Raw genomic sequence first — 21,413 nt, 5'->3', positions numbered from 1 at the left:
GTGCCGGTGCCGGTGCCACGGCCGAGGCTCCCGCGCAGACCGCCGAGGCGGCGGCCGGCGCGACCCCCGCCGAGACCGAGGGCGGCGAGGCCAGGGCCCCGCGCCGCCGGCGCCGTACCCGCACGGCCAAGCCCGCGGACGCCGAGACGGCGGGCTGACGCACCCCACCCGGCGCTGCCGGGACGAGATCGACGGCGAACGGCCGGGCACCCTCCGCGGTGCCCGGCCGTTCGCCGTCGCGCGCCACGGTCGTGGCGGACTCGTCGCACGACGGAAACCCGCCGCGGATAGCCTCGGCGCATGAGCCGACCGCCGTTTCTGACGCTGCCCGAGAACGTCACCGCGCATCCGCTGTCCACCGAGCGCGGTCGCTTCGCCGTCCTGGAGTCCGTCCCGCCGGCGGGGACCCCGCATCGCGGCACGGGCCTGCTGGTGCCCGGCTTCACCGGCAGCAAGGAGGACTTCCTCGCGCTGCTGGCCCCGTTGACCGCGGCGGGCTTCCGCGCCGTCGCCGTGGACGGCCGGGGCCAGAACGAGTCGGTGGGGCCGCGTGACGAGGCGGCGTACGCGCAGGACGAGCTGGCCGCCGACGTCCTCGCGCAGACCGCCGCGCTGGGCCCGGACACCGGCCCGGTCCACCTGCTGGGGCACTCGATGGGCGGCCTGGTGGTGCGCGCCGCGGCGATCACGGCCGCTGCCGCGGGGAACGCCCTGCCGTGGGCGTCCCTGACCCTGATGAGTTCCGGCCCGGCGGCGATCGAGTCGGCCCAGCAGGCACGGACCAAGCTGCTGCTGGAGGCGCTGTCCGCGATGGACATGGAGAGCGTGTGGCGGCGGATGCGCGAGCTGGACGCCGAGGATCTCGAAGGCACGGCGAACGCCTCCGGCGAGATCGAGGAGTTCCTGCACCAGCGGTGGCTGCGGACCGTGCCGGAGCAGCTGACGGCGACCGGCAGGCAGCTGATCGCGGAGCCGGACCGGGTGGCGGAACTCGCGGCGGTGGGCCTGCGCACCCTGGTGCTGTCCGGCGCGGTCGACCACGCGTGGCCGGTACCGTGGATGGACGAGATGGCGGTCCGGCTGGGCGCCCGGCGCGTGGTCGTCGAGGGCGCGGAGCACTCGCCCAACACGGAGCGGCCGGCGGAGACGGCCGCGGCACTCGTCGGCTTCTGGAACGGGGAGCCCGCGGGACCCCGCGGACGGTGACGACGGGGCTCAGAGCCTGGCCTGCAGGTGCTCCCAGAACCCGTCGCGCAGCACGCGTCGCAGATCGGCGTGGCCGCGCAGGGAGATGTTGAGCATGCCCTCCGCCTCGACGAGCAGTTCCTGGTCGTAGGCGGGCGGCAGGTAGGGGTGCCCGGGCAGCAGCTCGGCCAGGGAGTCCCGGCCGCGGGTCGCCAGCCACTGCGAGGCGACTCGGGCACCCACGAAGTGCACGTCCTCGCGGGTGGGGATGGGGCCGGTGGGGATGGGCGCGTCGCCGTAGATGGGCGCGGTGCGCCGGGTGATGTACGGCTTGCAGAAGTCCAGGTCGAGCGTGCGCAGGCTGTCCACCTCCCACAGCAGGGGGTCGGCCTGGTTGCGCCCGTCGGCGGCCTCGATGCCCCACAGGTGGACGCGGGCGCCGTAGCCCTGGGCGGCCTCGACCGCCGAGACCAGGTCCTCGTCGCCGCCGATCAGCACGGCATCGGAGATCGCCCGGTGCCGGGCCAGCGACTCCAGGTCGCTGCGGATCAGCGAGTCGACGCCCTTCTGCTGCCGGCTGGCGTTGAGGTTGCCCAGCCGCACCTTGACGTCGGGCAGCTCGGCGATGCGTTCCTGCTCGGCGCTGTGGATGCGGCGGCGGGCCCCGTCGTACCAGTAGACCCGCAGCAGCCGGCTGTCCGGGAACAGTTTCCGGGCCCGGTCGATGAAGGCCTCGATGATCCCCTCGGCGTCGAGTTCGAAAGCCCTGCGGTCCTCGGTGCCCGCGACGAGGCGGCCGGCGGCGGCGTACACGTACCCGGCGTCCACGAACACAGCGTGGGTCGCCGGGGTCGTGGCGACCTCGGCGAGGACCCGCTGCAGGAGCTCGTTGGTGCGCTCGATGCCGGCGGCGATGGCGGAAAGGGCTTCGTCTTCCATAGAACTCACATTGTCCGGCGCCCCGGTCCGCACACACAACCGGAACCCAGGCCACCGAGGGTCGTTGTTACCGACGGGTAGAAGGCGGCCGGAAGATTTTCCTTAGGACAGGGAAGGTTTTCGCTCCGGCAACAGTTGTGGATACATGAATGACCCACGCAGGTAACGGCTGCGAAGCAGCCCCGTACTCCAATGGAGGAGTGCCCGGACGAAGGGAGAAGCCATGAAGACCATGCGCTTCGAGATCATGCGCCTCAACGACCAGGACGGTCGCGCCGTCGACTGCACGGTCGTGGACGCCGCCTCCGTCGATCAGATCGTTCAGCAGGCCGCCGCGATCGGCCAGCGCATCTACATCCGCCCGGTCGAGCTGGCCTGACGGACACCGCGGAAGGGCCCCGTACGCTGCGGCTGCGGGGCCCTCGTCGTGCCCGCACGGCGGGAGACGGACCGTCAGCCCTCGCCGCGGATGAAGCCGAAGACGCCGTTGGCGATCTGCTGCACCGCGATCGCGGAGAGCAGCATCCCGGACAGCCGCGTGACCAGCACCACGCCGCCGTCCTTGATCAGACGGATGATCACCAATGAGTAACGCATCGTCAGCCAGAGCACGACGTGCATGGCGGCGATCGCGAGCCACACCGACACCTGTTCCCCGAAGCCGTGTGCGCGCTGCACCGCGAGGATCACCGTCACGATCGCGCCCGGCCCGGCGAGCAGCGGCATGCCCAGCGGCACCAGCGCGACGTTGACGTCCTTGGTCTGGGTCGGCTCGTCCGCCTTGCCGGTGAGCAGGTCGAGCGCGATGAGCAGCAGGAGCAGCCCGCCGGCGATCATCAGGGCCGGCACCGAGACGTGCAGGTAGTCCAGGATCTGCTGGCCGCAGATCCCGAAGACGGTGACGACGCCCAGCGCGACCGAGGCGGCCTGCCAGGCCATGCGGCGCTGGACCTTGCCCGCGCGGCCGGAGGTGAGGGCGAGGAAGATCGGCGTGATGCCGGGCGGGTCCATGATCACGAAGAGCGTGACGAACACGGACCCGAACAGGGTCAGGGAGAAGAGATCCATGGGCCTAGCGGTGTGCGGAAGGGGTGAGCGGAGCCGCGCCGGTCGCCCGGCGGACGATCTCGCGGTAGACGTCGGGGTCGGTGGTGTGCTCGCCGAGCCGGCAGGTCTTGCGCGTGCCGTGGTAGTCGCTGGAACCGGTGGCCAGCAGTCCGAGCTCGGCGGCGAGGTGGCGCAGCCGCGCGCGGGTGGACTCGTCGTGGTCCATGTGGTCGACCTCGATGCCGTCCAGCCCGGCCGCGGCCAGCTCCTGGATCATGCTCTCCGGGACGACCGCCCCGCGTTTGACGGCGGCGGGGTGGGCGAAGACGACGACCCCGCCGGCGTTCTTGACCAGGCGGATCGCCGCGAAGGGGTCCAGTTCGTGCTTCTGCGCGTAGGCGCGGCCGCCGGGGCCGATCCACTCGGGGGTGAACGCCTCGGAGATGCTGTCCACCAGGCCCGCGTCGATCAGCGCCTGCGCGATGTGCGGGCGCCCCACGGCGCCGTCACCCGCGATGCGGGCCACCTGTTCCCACGTCACCGGCACGCCGTACTCACGGAGTTTGGCCACCATGGCCTGCGCGCGGGGGGTCCGGTCGTCGCGCACGAGCTCGCGCTCGCGGTACAGCTCCGGCTCCAGCGGGTCGAAGAGGTAGGCGAGCATGTGCATGCTCACGCCGTCGTGCCGGCAGGACAGCTCGGCGCCGGTCACCAGGGTCAGGCCGCTGTCACCGGAGGCGTGCAGTTCGTCGAGCGCCTTCCCGGCCTCGGCGTATCCGCCCACCGTGTCGTGATCGGTGAGGGCGACCACGTCGAGCCCCGCGGCGGCCGCGGCACGGACCAGCCCGGCCGGGGTGTCCGTGCCGTCGGACGCGGTGGAGTGGGTGTGCAGATCGATGCGCACGAACGTCACTCCAAGGCTCTCGGTACTCGGCGCCGACCACCAGGAGGCGGCGGTCTTGCGATTACCAGGATAACTGCCCGGCGAGCCTCGGAATCTCAGGAGAGCAGGCGGGGGGAGAGCGCCCCGCACGGAACGAGGTCGATCTCGGCACCGGCCTCGCGCAGATCGGTCAGTATCAGCTCGTCGTAGATGAGCAGCCCGGACTCCTCGGGCCAGACGATCGCCCACAGCCACAGGCCGAAGGATTCCCCGGCGAACACGGCCCGGTCCAGCGGGGTGCCCGTCACGTGCCACAGGGGGGTGGGCCGCCCCGCGGCGACCACCTTCGCGGCCGGCGGCTTGCCGATGCACATCTGCGGGCCGGGATCGGGCCCCGCGATGCCCGCGAACCGCGCGCCGAGACCGACGCCCAGTTCCTCCGCGACCAGCACCATCTCCCCCGGCCCGCCGAGCGGACCGGGGCCGGAGCAGGCGACCGCGGTCGCCCGGCCGCCGCTGCGGTCGTCGCCCGCCGACGCGACACCGCTGAACAGCCAGCCGACCGGCAGCGGCCAGGGCATCCAGACCGGGACCCGGGCCCGGCTGACGACGACGCCGAGCGCCTCGACACTGGGTGGTACGACGGGCTGCAGCGGGTACACGGCGCCGTGCTCGTCGCAGTGCCAGGAGTCGGCGAAGAGGCCGGGCGCGCGGACCCGGCCACCGCACTTCGGGCAACTGGGTTCGCCCCTCATACCGCCCCACGGTCCTACCACGGCGTGCCCGCGTCAAGGACGATCACCCGTCCGGGTCCGGCAGCGTGGCGCCGCGGGCACGACCCGGCGGTACAACGCACCGGCGCGGCACGGCCGTCAGTCGGACAGCGGTACCGAAGCGCGCAGCGGGTCGCGCAGGTCGGTCCCGGCCCGCAACCACCGTTCCTGCAGCGGCCCGGCGCCCCGCACGCGCTTCCAGGCGGCCTCGTTGGCCGTCATGGGCAGCAGTGGGAAGAAGCGGACCGGGTCCATGGGCGGATCGAGGACGAGGTCCTCGACCAGGCCGCCGGGCTCGGCGACCAGGACGGCGGAGAACGCGGCGCCGGGCCACAGGGGTTCGCCGACGTCCAGGGAGTTGCCGGGCGCCACGACCACCCCCTCGACCTGGGGCGAGGCGGCCAGCACGGCGAGCGGGCGCAGCACCTGGTCGATGTCGGCGCCGCTCCCGGCGCGCAGGGTGAGCACGAGTTCGGCCCGCGGTCCGCGCACGGGGTCGGCGACGGAGACCGACAGGGGCGCGGCGAAGGTCGAGGGGGCGGCGCCGGCCGAGCTTCCGGCCGGGTCGTTCATGGGCGCACGGGACATGCCGAGCGTCACGTAGCGCACCAGTGCCCCGTCCTTCCCGTCCTCCCCGTCGTGGGGATCGCGGACGTCGCGGAACCGCAGCACCTCGATGCGCTCGGTCCCGAGGAAGGTGATCGCCGCGCGCGCGTCCGGCTCCCCGAAGGACATGCGCAGACGCGCCTCGACCAGCCCCAGTACATCGACCATGAGCCGAGCATAAGCGCGTATGAAATGGGCAAAGGAGCGCTGTGACGCTTTGGGCTCCTGGTATGGTGAGCCGTCGGCCACGCCGGTAGAGGCGTGCTCGTATTCCCCCAGCGGGGACAGGCCGGAGGAGGTGGGGCTGCAATGGATCCTAGTCGACCGTGCAGTACCGGCAGCTCTTCCGCCCGGCATCTCTCCTGATCCCCAGCGTTCCGTACCCGGCCACCCGGCCGTGAAACCAAGAAATTTCACGGAACTCCAGAGGATTTTCGGAACACTCCGCGAGCACCCGCGTGCCTTGTCGCCGCCCTGCCCGCACCCTGGTCTGCCCGGGCCGCCCGCCGCCTCCGGAAGAGCTCGCTGAACTGCGCAGTGATCAACGGTGATCACCCTGCCCTGATCCGCATTTCAGTCCGGCCAGTCCGTGAAGGAGCTTGCCATGTCGATGATCCGCGACCTCCGCGCAGTCGTCCGTCCCGCCCTGCGCAAGAGCAGCACTTCGTACGACTACGGCCCGGACCGCTCCCGCAACGCCACCGTGCCCAGCGCCGTCGTCGACTGCGCCGTCTACCGCGACGGCCGCCGCAGCAGCGACCACATCACTCCGCGCGAGGCGCTGGAGAAGGTGAGCGGCGGTGGCGACGAGGGCTTTGTGTGGATCGGGCTGCACGAGCCGTCGGAGCGCGAGTTCTCCGAGATCGCGGACGTCTTCGGGCTGCACCCGCTGGCCGTGGAGGACGCCGTCCACGCCCACCAGCGGCCCAAGCTGGAGCGGTACGACGACACGCTCTTCATGGTGTTCAAGACCATCCGCTACGTCGAGCACGCCGAACTCACCGCCACCAGCGAGGTGGTGGAGAGCGGCGAGGTCATGGTCTTCACCGGCCGGCAGTTCGTCATCACCGTCCGGCACGGCGGCCACGGCTCGCTGCGCGCGCTGCGACACCGTCTCGAGGACGACCCCGAGCTGCTGGCCAAGGGCCCCTCTGCGGTGCTGCACGCCATCGCCGACCAGGTCGTCGACGACTACCTGGCGGTCAGCGAGGCCGTCCAGGACGACATCGACGAGGTGGAGATCGACGTCTTCTCCGCGCAGGGCAAGTCCCCGCGTGCCACCGACGCCGGGCGCATCTACCAACTCAAGCGCGAGGTGCTGGAGTTCAAGCGCGCGGTCTCCCCGCTGCTGCGGCCGATGCAGATGCTCAGCGAGCGGCCGATGCGCGTGGTGGACCCGGAGATCCAGAAGTACTTCCGGGACGTCGCCGACCACGTCGCCCGCGTCCACGAAATGGTCGTCGGCTTCGACGACCTGCTGAACTCGATCCTCCAGGCCAACCTCGCCCAGGCGGCGGTCGCGCAGAACGAGGACATGCGCAAGATCACCTCATGGGCGGCCATCATCGCCGTCCCGACGATGATCTGCGGCGTGTACGGCATGAACTTCGAGCACATGCCCGAACTGCACTGGCGCTACGGGTACCCGATGGTGCTGGTCGCCATCGGTGGCATCTGCCTCGCCATCCACCGCATCCTGCGCCGCAACGGCTGGCTGTAGACCGGACCGGTTCAGCCCTTGCGGCGGTCGGCGAGGACGACCAGCGCCAGCCCGGCCAGGATCACCAGGAGCGCCGGGTAGGCCGCCACGGGCGGGGTCTGACCCAGCCAGAGGGCCGCGACCAGCGCGGCCCCCGGCGTCTCCAGCAGGATCGCCGTGGAGGTGGTCGAGGCGCCGAGGCCGCGCACCACGCGGTTGAGGATGCTGTGCCCGAGCAGTTGCGCGGCCACGGTCAGCGCGGCGAGCTTCAGCCAGGTGGTGCCGGAGTAGCCGGCGAGCGCGGAGCCGGAGAGCAGGCAGGCCGCCAGCAGCGCCACGGCGGTGGTGGCGTAGCAGACGAAGGTGTACGCGGTGGTGCTGACGGTCCGTCGCACCTCTGCGCCCAGCAGTACGTAACCCGCGGCGGCGATGCCGCCGCCCAGCGCCAGCGCGTCCCCGGCCAGGGCGCGGGGCGACAGCGACAGGTCGACGCCGGTGAGGATGACCACGCCGAGAACGGCGAGGCCGGTGCCCGCCCACACCAGCGCGGGCTGCCGCTGCCCGCGCAGCCGCAGGAAGAGCGTGGTCCAGACGGGCGTCGTGGTGACCATCGCCGTCGAGGAGGCCACCGAGGTCATCGACAGGCTGGGCAGCCAGAGCCCGAAGTGCAGGGCCAGCACCGCGCCCGCGGCGAGCGACATCACCAGGGCCCGCCGGCCCATGCCGCGCAGTTCCGCGCGGTGCCGCAGCAGCGCGAACGGGCTGAGCACACCCACCGCCATGGCGTTGCGCCAGAACGCGATGGCCAGCGCGGGCGCGGCCGTCGCGGCGATGAGCGGGGCGGACAGCGACACCCCGGCGATGGCCACCGCCAGCAGGACGAAGTCCAGGGGTGCCTTGGCCTGCGGGACGGCGCCCGGGGCAGCCACCGCCGTCGTCGAACCGGAACTGCTGGTGGGCGGCGCGGCGGACACGCGGGTTCTCCTCGGGGCGGTGGGACGACGACCCCCACAGCGTAAGGCCCGTACCCCGCCCGAGCCCCTGTCGTCTCACGATGCGTGCGGCCGACGGCCCCGCAGGGGCAGGCAATAGGCTGGGCGCATGACGGAAACCGTGGAGCAGCCCCTGCTGGACCGGGCACTCATCGAGGAGGCCGCGAAGAAGTCCGGGCTGCTGTGGGTCGACGGTCAGGCGCTGTGGCACGCCTGGGTGGACGGCGCGGTCGTGGTGGTCGGCGGCGGCCCCGGCGAGCAACCGCTGCCCGGACTCGCCCCCGGCGGTACGGCCCTGGTCACGCTCCGCAGCAAGGACAAGGGCGGCCGGCTGGTCGCCTTCCCGGCCGTGGTCTCGGAACTGCCCGCGCACGAGGACGCGTGGACCGCCGCCGTCGCGGAGCTCAAGGGCAAGCGGCTCAACGCGCCGGACGCCGAGACGATGACCGGGCGCTGGGCGCGCGAGTGCCGCGTACTGCGCCTGGAGCCCGCGGGGGCGCCCACCGAGCGGCCCGGCCTGATGCCGGAGCACAGCGGCGCCGCGGTCCCGGTTCCCACCGCCGCCACCACCCGCCGGCCGGCTCCGGCCGGTCTGCCGAAGCTGCTGTTCCGGCGGCGCGGCCGCCGGTGAGGGCGGCTACGGCGTCACGGAACGGCCGTAGTCGACGACCTCGTCCTTGTCGGGGGCGCGCAGCGTGAAGTCCTTGCCCCAGTCGGCCATGGTCAGCGTGCCCGCGCCGCCGGCCCGTTCGTAGCGCAGCGGGTAGGGCGTGCCCTCCAGGGAGACGTCGATCGTGCCGCCGCTGCCGCCGTCCGCGGTGACGGCGACGGTGCGGACGGAGCCGACCTTGCGGTGGTCGCCGAGCGCGAGGTCGCCGCGCAGCACGAAGAATCCGTCCAGCAGCACCTCCTTGTCCGTGAAGCCGCTGAACTGGCGGTAGGCGGGATCGCCGGTGGGCACCTTGACGTACTTGTCCTTGAGCTTGGCGCCGACCTCGTCGCCGTAGAAACCCGCGCCCGCCTTCAGGTACAGGTCCTTGCCGACCCGCAGCAGCTCGAAGGTGCTGCCCTTGGTGCTGACCTCGCCGAAGCCGCCGTTGCCGCGCAGCCGCATGTCGAGGGTGTAGGTGCGGCCCTGGCTGACCACCGTGCCGGACAGCCGCACGGTGTCGGCGGCCTCCGCCGCGGTGCGGGCGCGCTTCTCGATGGTGGTGGGGGGCAGCTTGCCGACGCCGTTGGTCCCCGCGTCCGGATCACCCGCACATCCCGTCAGCAGGGTGAGCGCCAGTGCGCACACGAGGCTCGTGAGGGCGGCTGAACGGCGGCCGGGGATCACGGTGTTCTCTTCCTCCTGCGGTCGTCGTCGCCGTCTCGAACGGCGAAGCGGAGCCGAAGCTACCGAAGCGTACCCCCGGCCGGGTGAACAGCTGTGAACACGGTGCGAAGCCCCCGTGGAGCATCCCCGCGCGCCTGGTGCGACCTGCGGCGTTAGCCTGACCGCATGGCAGCCGGAACCTCCCGGGTCTTTCTCTCGCACCTGTCCGGCGTGCGGGTCTTCGACCCCAACGGGGACCAGGTCGGCCGGGTCCGGGACGTGATCGTGATGCTGCGGGTCGGCGGCCGCCCGCCGCGCGTGCCCGGCCTGGTGGTCGAAGTGGCGAGCCGGCGCCGGATCTTCCTGCCCATCACGCGGGTGACCGGTGTGGAGTCCGGCCAGGTCATCACCACCGGCGTGGTCAACATGCAGCGCTTCGAGCAGCGCCCCACCGAGACCCTGGTCATCGGCGAGCTGCTGGACCGGCGGGTCACGCTCGTCGACACCGGTGAGGAGGTGACCGTGCTGGACGTGTCGATGGTGCGGTTGCCGGCCCGCCGCGACTGGGAGATCGACAAGGTCTTCGTCCGCCGCGGCAGGGGACGCGGGCTGCGGCGCGAATTCGAGGGGCGCGTGGGGCTCGCGTGGCGGGGCGTCGGCGGGCGGCGGGGAGAGACCCTGACCGTGGAGTGGTCGGCGGTCACCGGCTTCTCGCTGGACGAGCACGCGCAAGGCGCGGAGGCGCTGCTCGCCACCTTCGACCAGTTGCGCCCGGCGGACCTCGCCGGCGTGCTGCACCACCTGTCCGCCAAGCGCCGAGCCGAGGTCGCCGCCGCCCTCGACGACGACCGGCTGGCCGACGTCCTGGAGGAGCTGCCCGACGACGACCAGGTGGAGATCCTCGGAAAGCTGAAGGAGGAGCGGGCGGCCGACGTCCTGGAGGCGATGGACCCCGACGACGCCGCCGACCTGCTCGCCGAGCTGCCCGAGCCGGTGCAGGAGCGCCTCCTCGGGCTCATGGAACCCCACGAGGCCGCCGACATGCGGCGGTTGATGTCGTACGAGGAGCGCACCGCGGGCGGTCTGATGACCACCGAGCCCATCGTGCTGCGCCCGGACGCCACCGTCGCCGACGCCCTCGCGCGGGTCCGCAATCCTGATCTGTCCGCCGCGCTGGCCGCCCAGGTGTACGTCTGCCGGCCACCGGACGAGACCCCCACCGGCAAGTACCTGGGCACCGTGCACTTCCAGCGGCTGCTGCGCGACCCGCCGTTCACGCTGGTGAGCTCCCTGCTCGACAACGACCTGGAGCCGCTGCGCCCCGACACCCCGCTGCCGGCCGTCACCAGCTTCCTGGCGACGTACAACATGGTGGCCGTGCCCGTGGTGGACGAGGGCGGCTCGCTGCTCGGCGCGGTGACCGTCGACGACGTCCTGGACCACCTGCTGCCGGAGGACTGGCGCGAGACCGAGCTGCACGGGGTGGCCGGGGATGAGTGACGAGCGCCCCCGGGTCCGGCTCGACCAGCCGCTGGTCCGCCGGATCAGCCTGCTGCCCGCCTACGACCCCGAGGCCTTCGGACGGCTGTCGGAGAAGATCGCCCGCTTCCTGGGGACGGGCCGCTTCATCGTCTGGATGACCGTGGTCATCATCGCCTGGGTGGCGTGGAACGCGTTCGCGCCCCCCGGCATGCGCTGGGACCCGTACCCGTTCATCTTCCTCACCCTGATGCTGTCGCTGCAGGCCTCCTACGCCGCCCCGCTGATCCTCCTGGCCCAGAACCGGCAGGACGACCGCGACCGGGTCAACCTGGAGCAGGACCGCAAGGCCAACGAGCGCAGCATCGCCGACACCGAGTACCTCACCCGCGAGATCGCCGCGCTGCGGCTGGGACTCGGCGAGGTCGCCACCCGCGACTGGATCCGCTCGGAACTCCAGGAACTGCTCAAGGACATCCACGAGCAGGCGCGCGCCGACGCGGAGTGAGGGCCCGCGGGGCCGTGTGAACCCGACCACCGCGGGTCATGGGCCGTTCACGCGCGACGTACCATCGATCCATGGCTGACGACACTCCCGCAGGCGCTGTCTCGCTCGACGCGGTGCGCGCCGCCCTCGCGACGGTGAACGACCCCGAGATCCACAAGCCGATCACCGACCTGGGCATGGTCAAGTCCGTCGACATCGCCGACGGCGGCGCGGTGCGGGTCGGTGTGTACCTGACGGTGTCGGGCTGCCCGATGCGGGACACCATCACCAGCCTGGTGACCACGGCGGTCGCCAAGGTCGCGGGCGTCACCGGCGTCAGCGTCGAACTGGACGTGATGAGCGACGAGCAGCGCCGCGAACTGGCCTCCTCGCTGCGCGGCGGTCAGGCCGAGCGCGAGATCCCCTTCGCACAGCCGGGCTCGCTCACCCGCGTGTACGCGGTGGCCTCCGGCAAGGGCGGCGTCGGCAAGTCCTCGGTGACGGTGAACCTCGCCGCCTCGATGGCCGCCGACGGCCTGAAGGTCGGTGTGGTCGACGCCGACATCTACGGCCACAGCGTGCCCCGCATGCTGGGCGCGGACGGCCGTCCGACCCAGGTCGAGAACATGATCATGCCGCCCTCGGCGCACGGCGTGAAGGTCATCTCCATCGGCATGTTCACCCCGGGCAACGCCCCCGTGGTGTGGCGCGGCCCGATGCTCCACCGCGCGCTGCAGCAGTTCCTCGCCGACGTGTACTGGGGCGACCTGGACGTGCTGCTGCTCGACCTGCCGCCCGGCACCGGCGACATCGCCATCTCGGTCGCCCAGCTGGTACCGAACGCCGAGATCCTCGTGGTGACCACGCCCCAGCAGGCGGCGGCCGAGGTCGCCGAGCGCGCGGGCACCATCGCCGTGCAGACCCACCAGAAGATCGTCGGCGTCATCGAGAACATGTCCGGGCTGCCCTGCCCGCACTGCGGCGAGATGGTGGACGTCTTCGGCAGCGGCGGCGGCGAGCGCGTCGCGGAAGGCCTGACCCGCACGACCGGCGCCAACGTGCCGGTGCTGGGCCAGATCCCGATCGACGTCCGGCTGCGCGAGGGCGGCGACGACGGCCGACCCGTCGTGCTCACCGACCCGCAGTCCCCGGCGGGCTCCGCGCTCCGCGACATCGCAGGCAAGCTCGGCGGGCGCCAGCGCGGTCTGGCCGGCATGTCCCTGGGCATCACGCCGCGCAACAAGTTCTGAGCGGCAGCGCCGCCGCGTCAGGGGCGTCCTCTCGCGAGGGCGCCCCTGGTGTGCGACCGCGCGTCAGCGCCCGTAGGCGTGGATGTCCTTGACCCGCGACAGTCCGAGACCGTAGGCGCTCATGCCGCGCCCGAACGCGCCCAGGTGCACCCCGCGCGCGGACCCGGCCATCACCCAGCCGTACTCGGACTCGCGGTAGTGGAAGGGCGTGGGCTCACCGTCCACCGGCAGGGTGAGCGTCGACCAGTCGGCACCGTCGAGGTTGTCGGCCAGGTCCCACGCGATGGCGGTCTGCTGGTCCAGCCAGTCGTCGCGCAGATGGCGTTCCATCTGGGTGGGCCAGGTGCACGACAGCAGCCCGGAGCCGGCCAGCCACGCGGCGGAGGCCACCGAGGTCTCCTCCAGGACGCCCGTTCCGTCGGCGCTGCGCCGCACCGGACGCTGAGCGACCGTCACGACCACTGTGAAGCGCCGGTTGTCCGGTGTGGGCTCCACCTTCACGGAGGGCTCGTCTCCGTGGCCCGTCGAGCCGTGCTCCACGGTGCCGTCCGCGCTCCTGCCGACAGGGGCGAGCCAGCGGTGCCCGGTGAAGGCCTCGTCCAGCCCGTACCAGGCGAAGTCGGCGCTGAGATAGCCGTCGATCGTACGATCCGCTGGATCGGCTGTGGTCTCCATACGCGCGGCGCCTCCTCCATAAGGGCAAACAAAGGGAGAATAGCCACTCGCGCGACCTGAACGGGGCAGGGGCCCCGGTTCAGGTGGCGTCGGAGTCGAACGGCGGAGCCTCGCCCGGCTCCAGCCCGTCCCGCTTGCGCAGCCGGTCCGGCGTACCCGAGGAGCCGGAAGCGCCGCTGGAGCCGCTGTCCCGCCCGTGGACGGCGTCGGTGACCGCCGACATCTCCTGCTTGAAGTCGAATCCGTTGCGGATCTCCTTCAGGCCGAGCTCGTCGTTGTCCAGCAGCTGCTTGCGGACGAAGTTGCGCGGGTTGAGGTCCTCGAACTCGAAGTCCTTGAACTCCGGGCCCAGCTCCTTGCGGATGTCGGCCTTGGCGCTGTCGGAGAACTCACGCACCTTGCGGATGAACTGCGTGACGTCCCTGATGACCTTGGGCAGCTTGTCGGGCCCGAACACGAGCACGGCAAGGATCACGAGCGCGACGACCTCCAGCGCGCCTATGTCTGAAAACACCGTGCAGCTCCTCGCGGTCCTCGGCCGGCGGACGGAATCCGGCGCATCTCACCGTACCTGCCCGAACCAGGTGGACGGGAGTGGCCCGGGGTCAACAGTAGGCCGCGCCGGGGTAAACCCGTGGCCGCCTCAGCCGGTGGCCGAACCGAGGACCAGCTGCACGCTGCGCTGCTTGCCGCCGCGCTTGAGGGTGAGGGCCAGCTTGTCGCCGGGACGGTGGCTGCGGATGCGCACGATCAGCTCCTCGCCGCTGTGCACACGCTTGCCGTCGATCGCGGTGATGACGTCGCCCGGCTCGATGCCCGCCTTGGCGCCGGGACCGTTGGGGGTGATGGACTCCCCGTCGCCCTCGCCCTCGGGGCTCACCTGGGCGCCGTCGCCCTCGTACTGCAGATTGATGCTGACGCCGATCACCGGGTGGGTGGCCTTGCCGTTGTTGATCAGCTGCTCGGCGACCCGCTTCGCCTGGTTGACGGGGATGGCGAAGCCCAGGCCGATGCTGCCGCCCTGGCCGCCGTTGCCGAAGGGGTCCGAGCCGGTGTCGGCGGAGCGGATGGCGCTGTTGATACCGATGACCAGGCCCCGGGAGTCCACCAGCGGGCCGCCGGAGTTGCCCGGGTTGATCGGGGCGTCGGTCTGGATGGCGTCGACGTAGCTGACGTCGCTGCCCTCGGTCTCGCCGCCCGCGGTGATCGGGCGCTGGGTGGCGCTGATGATGCCGGAGGTCACGGTGCCCTCCAGGCCGTACGGGGCGCCGATGGCGACCACCGGGTCGCCCACCTGCGCCGCGTCGGAGTTGCCGAGGGCGACCGGGCGCAGGCCCTTGACCCCGCTGACCTTGATGACCGCCAGGTCGTAGCCGGTGTCCCGGCCGACGATCTTCGCGGAGCGGATCTGGCCGCCGTTGAAGGTCACCGAGATGGTGCCGCTCTTCGCGACGGTCTCCACGACGTGGTTGTTGGTGAGGATGTGGCCCTCGTCGTCCAGTACGAAGCCGGTGCCGGTGCCCTCCCCGCTGTCGCTCTTGACGTGGATGTAGACCACGCCCGGCAGGACCTTGGCGGCGATGCCCGCGACGCTGTCCGGGGCCCGTTTCCCGGCGTCCCGGGTGACCTGGGGCAGGGTCACCTGCTCCGATCCGTCGTTCTGCGCCACGTACGCGCCCAGGGCGCCGCCGATGCCGCCGGCGACCAGCGTGAGGGCGACCAGGCCGGCGGCCAGCGGGCCGCGGCGGCGGGAGGTCCTGGGGGCGGCGGGCAGCGGCCCGGGGGCCGCCCAGGGGTCGTAGCGGTGCCACTGGCCGACCGGGAGCGGCGGCGGGGCCGGGTTGGCGGTGTACGGCGGCGCGGGCGGCAGGGGAGGCCGAGAGGGCGGTGCGGTGTCCGCCGGACGGGTGACGGGAGGGGCGGGCGCCCAGGGCCCGGGCTCGCCGTACGGCGGGGTGTCGTACGGGTCGGAGCCGTGCCGCGGGACGGCGTCCTGCGCGGGCTCGGAGGGCTGCGCGGCGGACGGCCCGGACCGGGGCGGGGCCTGCGCCTCCGGCGGGGCCGGTGACACCGGCTCCGGGCGGCTCCACCACTTCGGCCCGCCGGCCTTCCCCTGGTCCACAGTGCTCCCCTACGACGACCTGTCCTGACTGGATTGAACCAGGACTCGGCGCCGCCCGCAGCCGCCCGCTCAGCGGCTGACGGGGAAGGTGCCCAGCAGGGGGGTGGTCGAGGCGACGGGAACGGATGCCGACGGCGAGGCCGGGGCGCTCCCGCCGGGGCGCGGGGAGGCCGTGGCCGACGTGCCCGGCGCGGGGACGGCCAGGGTGGCCGGTACCGCCGTCCCGGACGCGGAGGGCGAGGCGGACGCCCGCCGGTCCGGTGCCAGGAGGGACCGCGCGACGGCCGCCGGGTCGATCCGGCCCCCGGCCGTCGGCGAGGTCAGCGCGAAGGGCCGCGTACCGCTGCTCGGGTGCAGAAGGTCGCCGGTCGGCCTGGCCCAGACATCGGCGGCGGGCCGGGCGGACTGCTGCGAGCTCAGGGGGGTCACCGCGGCACCGGTCTCGTCCATGCCGGGCTCAGGGGCGCCGTCCAGGGGCAGCGCACCACCCAGGGCGATGGCCGCCATGGAGAACGCGCCGGCCGCCGCGAAGGCGAACCGCCGCCGGCCGCGGCCGGCCGAGCCCGTCGGGCCAGGCGCCGCGGGGGTGCTCGGACGCGCCGTCTCGTGGATCCGGAAGCCCCGGGACGACGATGCCGACAGCGGCAGCGCGAACTCCTCTCGGGCCTTGCCGAACAGGTCGCCGTTCAGCCGCTCGCCGCCGAGGCCGGCGGCCTGGATCATGCCGCCGCCGTCGAAGGGGCCGCCCGTCGCGTCGCCGTCGCCCGCGGGCAGCTCCTGCAGACGGGCCAGCAGGCCCGCCGAGAGGGTGGGGGGCGCGGAGGCGGCGATCGCGTCCTTCATGCGGCGCTGCTCGTCGGCCGCGTCCTTGCACTCGGTGCAGGTCGCCAGGTGCGCCAGCACCCGGTCGCGGGCGTCGTCCTGCAATTCGCCGTCGACGAAGGCGGCGAGATGGTCTCCCAGGTGCTGCTCGGCGCAGAGCAGATGCCGGCCGCGGGTGCTGCTCACGTGCTCCCGCCCTCCAGGGCCGCCCGGCCCGTGGTCAGCACGGGAGCCCGGCCCGGACGCGCGGCGGGCGCCCGGTGCTCCAGCGCCTTGCGCAGGTGGGAGCGGCCGCGGTGGATGCGGCTGCGCACGGTGCCGAGCTTGACCCCGAGGGTCGCCGCGATCTCCTCGTAGGACAGGCCCTCGATGTCGCAGAGCACGACCGCGGCGCGGAACTCCGGTGCGAGGGTGTCCAGCGCCTGCTGGATGTCGGCGTCGAAGTGCGTGTCCGCGAAGTGCTGCGCGGGGGACGGCTCACGGCTGGGCAGCCGCTCGGCCGCGTCGTCGCCGAGGGCGTCGAAACGGATGCGCTGGCGGCGCCGGACCATGTCCAGGAAGAGGTTGGTGGTGATGCGGTGCAGCCAGCCCTCGAAGGTGCCGGGCGTGTACGTCGACAGCGAACGGAAGACCCTGACGAAGACCTCCTGCGTGAGGTCCTCGGCGTCGTGCTGGTTGCCCGTCAGGCGGTAGGCCAGACGGTAGACCCGGGCGCTGTGGGTACTGACGATCTCCTCCCAGGAGGGAGGGGTCCACGTCTGAGCACCCCCGTCGGTGGCGAAGGTCGCGTTGGCGGCCACTGTCGAGGACTCGTCGGAGCGCGGACGGTCGTCAGCTGTATCGGTCACGGATTTCGGCTCGCCGGCCGACCTGCGGAAGCGCGACAGCACTCCCCGGTGACCCGCCGCAGCCGCACCTCCCCTATCGGCTCTGGTGGTGTCCAGTAGAGCCCCTACCATATCCACCTCGCCCGTTAGCTCCGGATAAGTGCCGAGCTCATCAGCGCGGCCCTCGTTTCCCGTCATCCGTCGAACCTCCCAACGACTGGTCCCATCTCCGGGTTCCCGACCGCAACGGATACAGTCGCCGGGCGGGCTGCAACCGTCACGCGGACAGGAGAGGGCAATTACCGGCAACCGGCAGGCGAGCTGGGCGTTCGCGGACGCCTTCGTCGCCGAGGACGACGCGCTGATACGAGCCCGCGCGCGAGCTCGTGAGGCGGGCGTGCGTCCGGTCTCCCCGGGCACCGGCGCGACCCTGCGCCTGCTGGCCGCGGCCACCGACGCCAAGGCGGTCGTGGAGATCGGCACCGGCACCGGGGTCTCCGGCATCCACCTGCTGCACGGCATGCGCGCCGACGGGGTGCTGACCACCGTCGACACCGAGCCCGACCGCCAGCAACTGGCCCGCGGCGCCTACCGCGAGGCCGGCTTCGCCACCAACCGCGCCCGCTGCATCCCCGGCCGGGCGCTGGACGTGCTCCCCCGCCTCGCCGACGGCGGCTACGACCTGGTCTTCTGCGACGGGGACCGGCTGGAGTACCCGGACTACCTCGGCGAATCCCTGCGCCTGCTCCGGCCCGGGGGGCTGGTCTGCTTCGAGGGCGCCTTCGCCCAGGGCCGCGCGATGGACGCCGCCCACCAGGAGGCCGAGGTGATCCGGCTGCGCGAGCTGATGCGCACGGTCCGGGACAATCCCGCGCTCGCCCCCGTCCTGCTGCCGACCGACGACGGACTGCTCTGCGCGGTACGGCGCGGCTGACAATTCCGGCGCCGCCCGTGCCGCTCCGCGCGGCATTCCGGCGCGCCGCCAACCGTCCGGCCGTTCGGAAAAACAAACAAGCGACCCCCGGCGCAGGTGTGCTGCCGGGGGCCCAAGGCTTGGATTGGCCGGTTCAGGCGATGGCCTTCTTCAATGCCTCGCCGAGTGCATCCGCCTCGTCCGGGGTCAGCTCGACGACAAGCCGTCCGCCGCCCTCGAGCGGAACGCGCATGATGATGCTCCGCCCCTCCTTGGTCACCTCGAGCGGGCCATCACCCGTCCGCGGCTTCATGGCCGCCATGCTCGTTCCCCTTCCTGAAACCAGCTCTTCGCACACGGTGGCCCAGGCGCCACCGGACTCGAACACATTGGTTCTCGGCCATTATCCCGCATCGGGTGACCCGATGACCAACATCGGTTCCCATCCGTTCGAGAACCCGGTCCCGCAAAACCGTCCATTTCGGTGATCGCCCACTCGCGTGCGTTTGATGGACGCCACATGTTCGCGTACGGCGATCTCCGGCATGCTGACCCCGAACGCGAGCCGCGACGAAGGGGATCACATGGCCGACACCGTGCTGTACGAGGTGAGCGACGGGCTCGCCACCATCACTTTGAACCGCCCCGACGCGATGAACGCGCTGGACATCGAGACCAAGGTCGCCCTCAGGGACGCCCTGCGGGCGGCGGGCGCCGACCGGGTGGTGCGGGCGGTGCTGCTGACCGCGACCGGCAGGGCGTTCTGCGTGGGACAGGACCTGAAGGAGCACGTCGCGCTCAGCGGCGAGGCGGGCGGCGGCGCGGCCATGTCCACGGTCCGGGAGCACTACAACCCGATCGTCACGGCCATCACGACCATGCCCAAGCCGGTCGTCGCCGGGATCAACGGCGTCGCGGCCGGCGCGGGGGCCGGCTTCGCCTTCGCCTGCGACTACCGCGTGGCCGCCGACACCGCGGCGTTCAACACCTCCTTCGTCGGCGTCGCGCTGACCGCCGACTCCGGCGCCTCGTGGACCCTGCCCCGGCTCATCGGCCGCAGCCGCGCCGCCGACCTGCTGCTCTTCCCGCGGACGGTGCCCGCGCGGGAGGCGTACGAACTCGGCATCGTCAACCGGCTCGTCCCGGCGGCCGACCTGGCCGCCGAGGCCGCCGCGGTGGCCCGCGGCCTCGCCGAGGGCCCCACGGTCGCCTACGCGGCGGTCAAGGCGTCCCTGGCGTACGGCGAGGAGCACTCGCTGGTCGAGACGCTGGCCAAGGAGGACGAGCTGCAGACCCTCGCGGGCGCTTCCGAGGACCACCGGATCGCGGTCGAGGCGTTCCTCAAGAAGGAGAAGCCCCGCTACCTGGGGCGCTGACGGCCTCCGGCGGCCGGCTGCCCCGCGGCCTCAGCGGCGGGCGAAGCAGCCGGCCAGGTGGTCGTCCACCAGGCCGCAGGCCTGCATCAGCGCGTAGGCGGTGGTGGGGCCGACGAACCGGAAACCGCGCTTCTTGAGGTCCTTGGCCAAGGCGGTGGACTCCGCCGTCACGGCCGGGACGTCCGCGGAGGTGCGGGGGGCGGGCCGGCCGGCGGGGTCGGGCGCGTACGACCACACGAGGGCGTCAAGGCCGCCCTCGTACCCCTCGCGCAGCTCCAGCGTGGCCCGAGCGTTGGAGATCGCCGCGTCGATCTTGGCGCGGTTGCGGATGATGCCGGAGTCGCCGAGCAGCCGCTCGCGGTCCTCGCCGGTGAAGACGGCCACGGCGTCCGGCGAGAAGCCCGCGAAGGCCTTCCGGAAGCCCTCGCGGCGGCGCAGGATGGTGATCCACGACAGCCCGGACTGGAAGGCCTCCAGGCAGATCCGCTCGAAGAGCGGTGCCTCGCCGTGCACCGGGCGGCCCCACTCGGTGTCGTGGTACTCCCGGTAGTCCGCGGAGGTCCCGGTCTCCAGTCCCCAGGGGCAGCGCGCCTTGCCGTCCGCCCCGACGACCACCGCGCTCATCGCTCGCCGCCGGGCCCGCTGGGCTCGTGGGCGGCGTCCTCCGCGTCCTGGGCGGCGTCCTTGACCAGGGAGGGGCCGCCGAACGCGGTGGCGTGCGCCCCGGCCAGCGCCGCCTCCAGGTCGGCGATGTGCGCATCGCGCTGGGCGAGTTCCGCGGCCAGCCGGTCCAGCACGTCGTCGACGTCGAGCATCCGGTAGCCGCGCACGGCCACCGGCAGCCGCAGCTGCTCTATGTCGGCGCGCCCCACCGGTCGCTCGCGCGGCAGCCGGTCGTCCAGCCGGTCCGGCTCCACGTCACGGAGCCCCCCGCCGTCACCGAGCACCGCGAGGGCCACCGCGGCGACCACCGCGACCAGCGCGATGAGCAAGAACCAGAACAAGACCTCTCCCGGGGTCGGCCCGACGTGTACGGCACGATCGTGCCACGCCGCGCTGTGCGCGCGGTGCGCGGACGGCGACTATCTTCGATCGGCGGACCACATTTCGAGGAGACGGGCGCGACATGCTGAGGCTGGGCACACGGGAATTCGGCGAGCACGAGCCCGTGATCATGGCGATCGTGAACCGGACACCGGACTCGTTCTACGACCAGGGCGCCACGTTCAGCGACGAACCCGCCCTGGCACGCGTGTCGCAGGCCGTGGCCGAGGGCGCCGCGATCATCGACATCGGCGGCGTCAAGGCGGGCCCGGGGGCGGAGGTCTCGGCGCAGGAGGAGATCCGGCGCACGGCCGACTTCGTCGCCGAGGTGCGGCGGCGCCACCCCGACGTCGTGATCAGTGTGGACACCTGGCGCCACGAGGTCGGCGAGGCCGTCTGCGAGGCCGGCGCCGACCTGCTGAACGACGCGTGGGGCGGCGTCGACCCCCGGCTCGCCGAGGTCGCCGCGAAGCACGGCGCCGGCCTGGTGTGCACGCACGCGGGCGGTGCGCAGCCGCGCACCCGGCCGCACCGCGTGGGGTACGACGACGTGATGGCGGACATCCTCGAGGTCACCGTGGGGCTCGCCGAGCGGGCGGTGGCCCTCGGGGTGCGGCGCGACGCCGTCCTGATCGACCCCGGGCACGACTTCGGCAAGAACACCCGGCACTCCCTGGAGGCGACCCGGCGGCTGCCGGAGATGACGGCGACGGGATGGCCGGTGCTGGTCTCCCTGTCCAACAAGGACTTCGTGGGCGAGACGCTGGACCGGCCGGTCAAGGAACGGCTGCTGGGCACGCTGGCGACCACGGCGGTGTCGGCCTGGCTGGGCGCGCGGGTGTACCGGGTGCACGAGGTCGCCGAGACCCGCCAGGTGCTCGACATGGTCGCCTCCATCGCGGGCCGGCGACCGCCGGCGGTCGCCCGGCGCGGACTGGCCTGACGGACCCGCCCGCGCCGGCCGCCGGCCGGGACGGCC

At 72.7% G+C, this 21,413-nt stretch carries 25 protein-coding genes; 10 read left to right on the top strand and 15 right to left on the bottom strand.

Translation table 11 applies throughout. The features are described 5' to 3' along the window. Positions 1-300: 300 nt before the first annotated feature. Positions 301-1,206 (top strand): alpha/beta hydrolase, encoded by a 906-nt coding sequence (locus PV364_RS38435; RefSeq protein ID WP_319665575.1) that lies wholly within the window; start codon positions 301-303, stop codon positions 1,204-1,206. A gap of 9 nt (positions 1,207-1,215) precedes the next feature. Here PV364_RS38435 and PV364_RS38430 read toward each other — a convergent pair whose 3' ends face one another. Next, positions 1,216-2,124: an NYN domain-containing protein gene (locus PV364_RS38430; RefSeq protein ID WP_319665574.1), complete on the bottom strand. Its 909-nt coding sequence runs from the start codon at positions 2,122-2,124 to the stop codon at positions 1,216-1,218. Positions 2,125-2,347: 223 nt separating this feature from the next. On the opposite strand from PV364_RS38430, the gene PV364_RS38425 reads away from it, so the two are divergent. Next, positions 2,348-2,503, top strand: a complete 156-nt coding sequence (locus PV364_RS38425; RefSeq protein WP_319665580.1) for a hypothetical protein — start codon at positions 2,348-2,350, stop codon at positions 2,501-2,503. 74 nt (positions 2,504-2,577) lie between these two features. Here PV364_RS38425 and PV364_RS38420 read toward each other — a convergent pair whose 3' ends face one another. The 4 genes from PV364_RS38420 to PV364_RS38405 form a co-directional block, all read right to left on the bottom strand. After that, positions 2,578-3,192 carry a MarC family protein gene (locus PV364_RS38420; RefSeq protein WP_319665573.1) on the bottom strand — a complete coding sequence of 205 codons (615 nt, stop codon included), beginning with the start codon at positions 3,190-3,192 and terminating at the stop codon, positions 2,578-2,580. Positions 3,193-3,196: 4 nt separating this feature from the next. Continuing rightward, positions 3,197-4,075, bottom strand: a complete 879-nt coding sequence (locus PV364_RS38415; RefSeq protein WP_319665572.1) for a PHP domain-containing protein — start codon at positions 4,073-4,075, stop codon at positions 3,197-3,199. A 95-nt stretch (positions 4,076-4,170) separates the two neighbouring features. After that, the gene (locus tag PV364_RS38410) at positions 4,171-4,809 is read right to left on the bottom strand and encodes a DUF6758 family protein (protein WP_319665571.1); all 639 of its coding nucleotides are present in this window, start codon (positions 4,807-4,809) and stop codon (positions 4,171-4,173) included. A 117-nt stretch (positions 4,810-4,926) separates the two neighbouring features. Then, positions 4,927-5,601: a suppressor of fused domain protein gene (locus PV364_RS38405; protein ID WP_319665570.1), complete on the bottom strand. Its 675-nt coding sequence runs from the start codon at positions 5,599-5,601 to the stop codon at positions 4,927-4,929. Between the two features lie 436 nt (positions 5,602-6,037). Between PV364_RS38405 and PV364_RS38400 the strand changes: the two genes are divergently transcribed. Beyond that, positions 6,038-7,153: a magnesium and cobalt transport protein CorA gene (locus tag PV364_RS38400; protein WP_319665569.1), complete on the top strand. Its 1,116-nt coding sequence runs from the start codon at positions 6,038-6,040 to the stop codon at positions 7,151-7,153. Positions 7,154-7,164: 11 nt separating this feature from the next. On the opposite strand, the gene PV364_RS38395 is transcribed toward PV364_RS38400, so the two are convergent. Beyond that, positions 7,165-8,106 carry a DMT family transporter gene (locus PV364_RS38395; protein WP_401978088.1) on the bottom strand — a complete coding sequence of 314 codons (942 nt, stop codon included), beginning with the start codon at positions 8,104-8,106 and terminating at the stop codon, positions 7,165-7,167. A 127-nt stretch (positions 8,107-8,233) separates the two neighbouring features. On the opposite strand from PV364_RS38395, the gene PV364_RS38390 reads away from it, so the two are divergent. Then, on the top strand, positions 8,234-8,755 hold the full coding sequence (locus PV364_RS38390) for a hypothetical protein (protein ID WP_319665568.1): 522 nt from the start codon (positions 8,234-8,236) through the stop codon (positions 8,753-8,755). Positions 8,756-8,761: 6 nt separating this feature from the next. Here the strand turns inward: PV364_RS38390 and PV364_RS38385 are convergent, their stop codons facing one another. After that, on the bottom strand, positions 8,762-9,460 hold the full coding sequence (locus PV364_RS38385; RefSeq protein ID WP_319665567.1) for a hypothetical protein: 699 nt from the start codon (positions 9,458-9,460) through the stop codon (positions 8,762-8,764). 165 nt (positions 9,461-9,625) lie between these two features. Between PV364_RS38385 and PV364_RS38380 the strand changes: the two genes are divergently transcribed. The 3 genes from PV364_RS38380 (at position 9,626) to PV364_RS38370 (ending at position 12,655) form a co-directional block, all read left to right on the top strand. Next, entirely contained in the window at positions 9,626-10,939 is a 1,314-nt protein-coding gene (locus PV364_RS38380; protein WP_319665566.1) for a magnesium transporter MgtE N-terminal domain-containing protein, read from the top strand. After that, entirely contained in the window at positions 10,932-11,426 is a 495-nt protein-coding gene (locus PV364_RS38375) for a DUF1003 domain-containing protein (RefSeq protein WP_319665565.1), read from the top strand. Before PV364_RS38380 ends, PV364_RS38375 begins: the two co-directional genes overlap by 8 nt. Positions 11,427-11,497: 71 nt before the next feature. Beyond that, complete coding sequence (locus PV364_RS38370; RefSeq protein WP_319665564.1) at positions 11,498-12,655, top strand: Mrp/NBP35 family ATP-binding protein; 1,158 nt, start codon at positions 11,498-11,500, stop codon at positions 12,653-12,655. A 63-nt stretch (positions 12,656-12,718) separates the two neighbouring features. Here PV364_RS38370 and PV364_RS38365 read toward each other — a convergent pair whose 3' ends face one another. The 5 genes from PV364_RS38365 to sigE all read right to left on the bottom strand — a co-directional run bounded on the left by PV364_RS38365 (position 12,719) and on the right by sigE (position 17,233). Continuing rightward, positions 12,719-13,330, bottom strand: a complete 612-nt coding sequence (locus tag PV364_RS38365; protein ID WP_319665563.1) for a hypothetical protein — start codon at positions 13,328-13,330, stop codon at positions 12,719-12,721. Between the two features lie 79 nt (positions 13,331-13,409). Then, entirely contained in the window at positions 13,410-13,844 is a 435-nt protein-coding gene (locus PV364_RS38360) for a sec-independent translocase (protein WP_319665562.1), read from the bottom strand. A gap of 129 nt (positions 13,845-13,973) precedes the next feature. After that, the gene (locus PV364_RS38355) at positions 13,974-15,452 is read right to left on the bottom strand and encodes a S1C family serine protease (RefSeq protein WP_319665561.1); all 1,479 of its coding nucleotides are present in this window, start codon (positions 15,450-15,452) and stop codon (positions 13,974-13,976) included. Between the two features lie 69 nt (positions 15,453-15,521). Beyond that, positions 15,522-16,460: a zf-HC2 domain-containing protein gene (locus tag PV364_RS38350; protein WP_319665560.1), complete on the bottom strand. Its 939-nt coding sequence runs from the start codon at positions 16,458-16,460 to the stop codon at positions 15,522-15,524. Next, positions 16,457-17,233, bottom strand: coding sequence for an RNA polymerase sigma factor SigE (gene sigE, locus PV364_RS38345; protein WP_319665559.1), 777 nt, complete (start codon positions 17,231-17,233; stop codon positions 16,457-16,459). Before sigE ends, PV364_RS38350 begins: the two co-directional genes overlap by 4 nt. 136 nt (positions 17,234-17,369) lie before the next feature. Between sigE and PV364_RS38340 the strand changes: the two genes are divergently transcribed. Continuing rightward, the gene (locus PV364_RS38340) at positions 17,370-18,035 is read left to right on the top strand and encodes an O-methyltransferase (protein ID WP_319665578.1); all 666 of its coding nucleotides are present in this window, start codon (positions 17,370-17,372) and stop codon (positions 18,033-18,035) included. A 133-nt stretch (positions 18,036-18,168) separates the two neighbouring features. Here the strand turns inward: PV364_RS38340 and PV364_RS38335 are convergent, their stop codons facing one another. Next, on the bottom strand, positions 18,169-18,336 hold the full coding sequence (locus PV364_RS38335) for a DUF3117 domain-containing protein (protein ID WP_018561471.1): 168 nt from the start codon (positions 18,334-18,336) through the stop codon (positions 18,169-18,171). Positions 18,337-18,598: 262 nt separating this feature from the next. On the opposite strand from PV364_RS38335, the gene PV364_RS38330 reads away from it, so the two are divergent. Further along, the gene (locus tag PV364_RS38330; RefSeq protein WP_319665558.1) at positions 18,599-19,390 is read left to right on the top strand and encodes an enoyl-CoA hydratase/isomerase family protein; all 792 of its coding nucleotides are present in this window, start codon (positions 18,599-18,601) and stop codon (positions 19,388-19,390) included. 30 nt (positions 19,391-19,420) lie between these two features. On the opposite strand, the gene PV364_RS38325 is transcribed toward PV364_RS38330, so the two are convergent. Continuing rightward, positions 19,421-20,014, bottom strand: coding sequence for a DNA-3-methyladenine glycosylase I (locus PV364_RS38325; RefSeq protein ID WP_319665557.1), 594 nt, complete (start codon positions 20,012-20,014; stop codon positions 19,421-19,423). Next, complete coding sequence (locus PV364_RS38320; protein ID WP_319665556.1) at positions 20,011-20,394, bottom strand: DivIVA domain-containing protein; 384 nt, start codon at positions 20,392-20,394, stop codon at positions 20,011-20,013. The genes PV364_RS38325 and PV364_RS38320 overlap by 4 nt, the downstream gene beginning before the upstream one ends. Positions 20,395-20,516: 122 nt before the next feature. On the opposite strand from PV364_RS38320, the gene folP reads away from it, so the two are divergent. Then, positions 20,517-21,377 (top strand): dihydropteroate synthase, encoded by an 861-nt coding sequence (folP, locus tag PV364_RS38315; protein ID WP_319665555.1) that lies wholly within the window; start codon positions 20,517-20,519, stop codon positions 21,375-21,377. Positions 21,378-21,413 lie beyond the last annotated feature (36 nt).

The organism is Streptomyces sp. MI02-7b, from assembly GCF_033793585.1.
In the GTDB taxonomy this organism is placed as follows: Bacteria; Actinomycetota; Actinomycetes; order Streptomycetales; family Streptomycetaceae; genus Actinacidiphila.
The sequence above is the reverse complement of the archived record's forward strand: the minus strand, read 5'-3'. Positions and strand labels throughout refer to the sequence as shown.

What these genes read in the sequence shown, in the direction of transcription:
- PV364_RS38370 (WP_319665564.1), top strand. Translation starts at nt 11,498, where the DNA reads ATGGCTGACGACACTCCCGCAGGCGCTGTCTCGCTCGACGCGGTGCGC.
- sigE (WP_319665559.1), bottom strand. Translation starts at nt 17,233, where the DNA reads ATGGTAGGGGCTCTACTGGACACCACCAGAGCCGATAGGGGAGGTGCG.
- folP (WP_319665555.1), top strand. Translation starts at nt 20,517, where the DNA reads ATGCTGAGGCTGGGCACACGGGAATTCGGCGAGCACGAGCCCGTGATC.
- PV364_RS38390 (WP_319665568.1), top strand. Translation starts at nt 8,234, where the DNA reads ATGACGGAAACCGTGGAGCAGCCCCTGCTGGACCGGGCACTCATCGAG.
- PV364_RS38410 (WP_319665571.1), bottom strand. Translation starts at nt 4,809, where the DNA reads ATGAGGGGCGAACCCAGTTGCCCGAAGTGCGGTGGCCGGGTCCGCGCG.
- PV364_RS38425 (WP_319665580.1), top strand. Translation starts at nt 2,348, where the DNA reads ATGAAGACCATGCGCTTCGAGATCATGCGCCTCAACGACCAGGACGGT.
- PV364_RS38420 (WP_319665573.1), bottom strand. Translation starts at nt 3,192, where the DNA reads ATGGATCTCTTCTCCCTGACCCTGTTCGGGTCCGTGTTCGTCACGCTC.
- PV364_RS38330 (WP_319665558.1), top strand. Translation starts at nt 18,599, where the DNA reads ATGGCCGACACCGTGCTGTACGAGGTGAGCGACGGGCTCGCCACCATC.
- PV364_RS38400 (WP_319665569.1), top strand. Translation starts at nt 6,038, where the DNA reads ATGTCGATGATCCGCGACCTCCGCGCAGTCGTCCGTCCCGCCCTGCGC.
- PV364_RS38380 (WP_319665566.1), top strand. Translation starts at nt 9,626, where the DNA reads ATGGCAGCCGGAACCTCCCGGGTCTTTCTCTCGCACCTGTCCGGCGTG.
- PV364_RS38365 (WP_319665563.1), bottom strand. Translation starts at nt 13,330, where the DNA reads ATGGAGACCACAGCCGATCCAGCGGATCGTACGATCGACGGCTATCTC.
- PV364_RS38325 (WP_319665557.1), bottom strand. Translation starts at nt 20,014, where the DNA reads ATGAGCGCGGTGGTCGTCGGGGCGGACGGCAAGGCGCGCTGCCCCTGG.
- PV364_RS38430 (WP_319665574.1), bottom strand. Translation starts at nt 2,124, where the DNA reads ATGGAAGACGAAGCCCTTTCCGCCATCGCCGCCGGCATCGAGCGCACC.
- PV364_RS38335 (WP_018561471.1), bottom strand. Translation starts at nt 18,336, where the DNA reads ATGGCGGCCATGAAGCCGCGGACGGGTGATGGCCCGCTCGAGGTGACC.
- PV364_RS38405 (WP_319665570.1), bottom strand. Translation starts at nt 5,601, where the DNA reads ATGGTCGATGTACTGGGGCTGGTCGAGGCGCGTCTGCGCATGTCCTTC.
- PV364_RS38435 (WP_319665575.1), top strand. Translation starts at nt 301, where the DNA reads ATGAGCCGACCGCCGTTTCTGACGCTGCCCGAGAACGTCACCGCGCAT.
- PV364_RS38375 (WP_319665565.1), top strand. Translation starts at nt 10,932, where the DNA reads ATGAGTGACGAGCGCCCCCGGGTCCGGCTCGACCAGCCGCTGGTCCGC.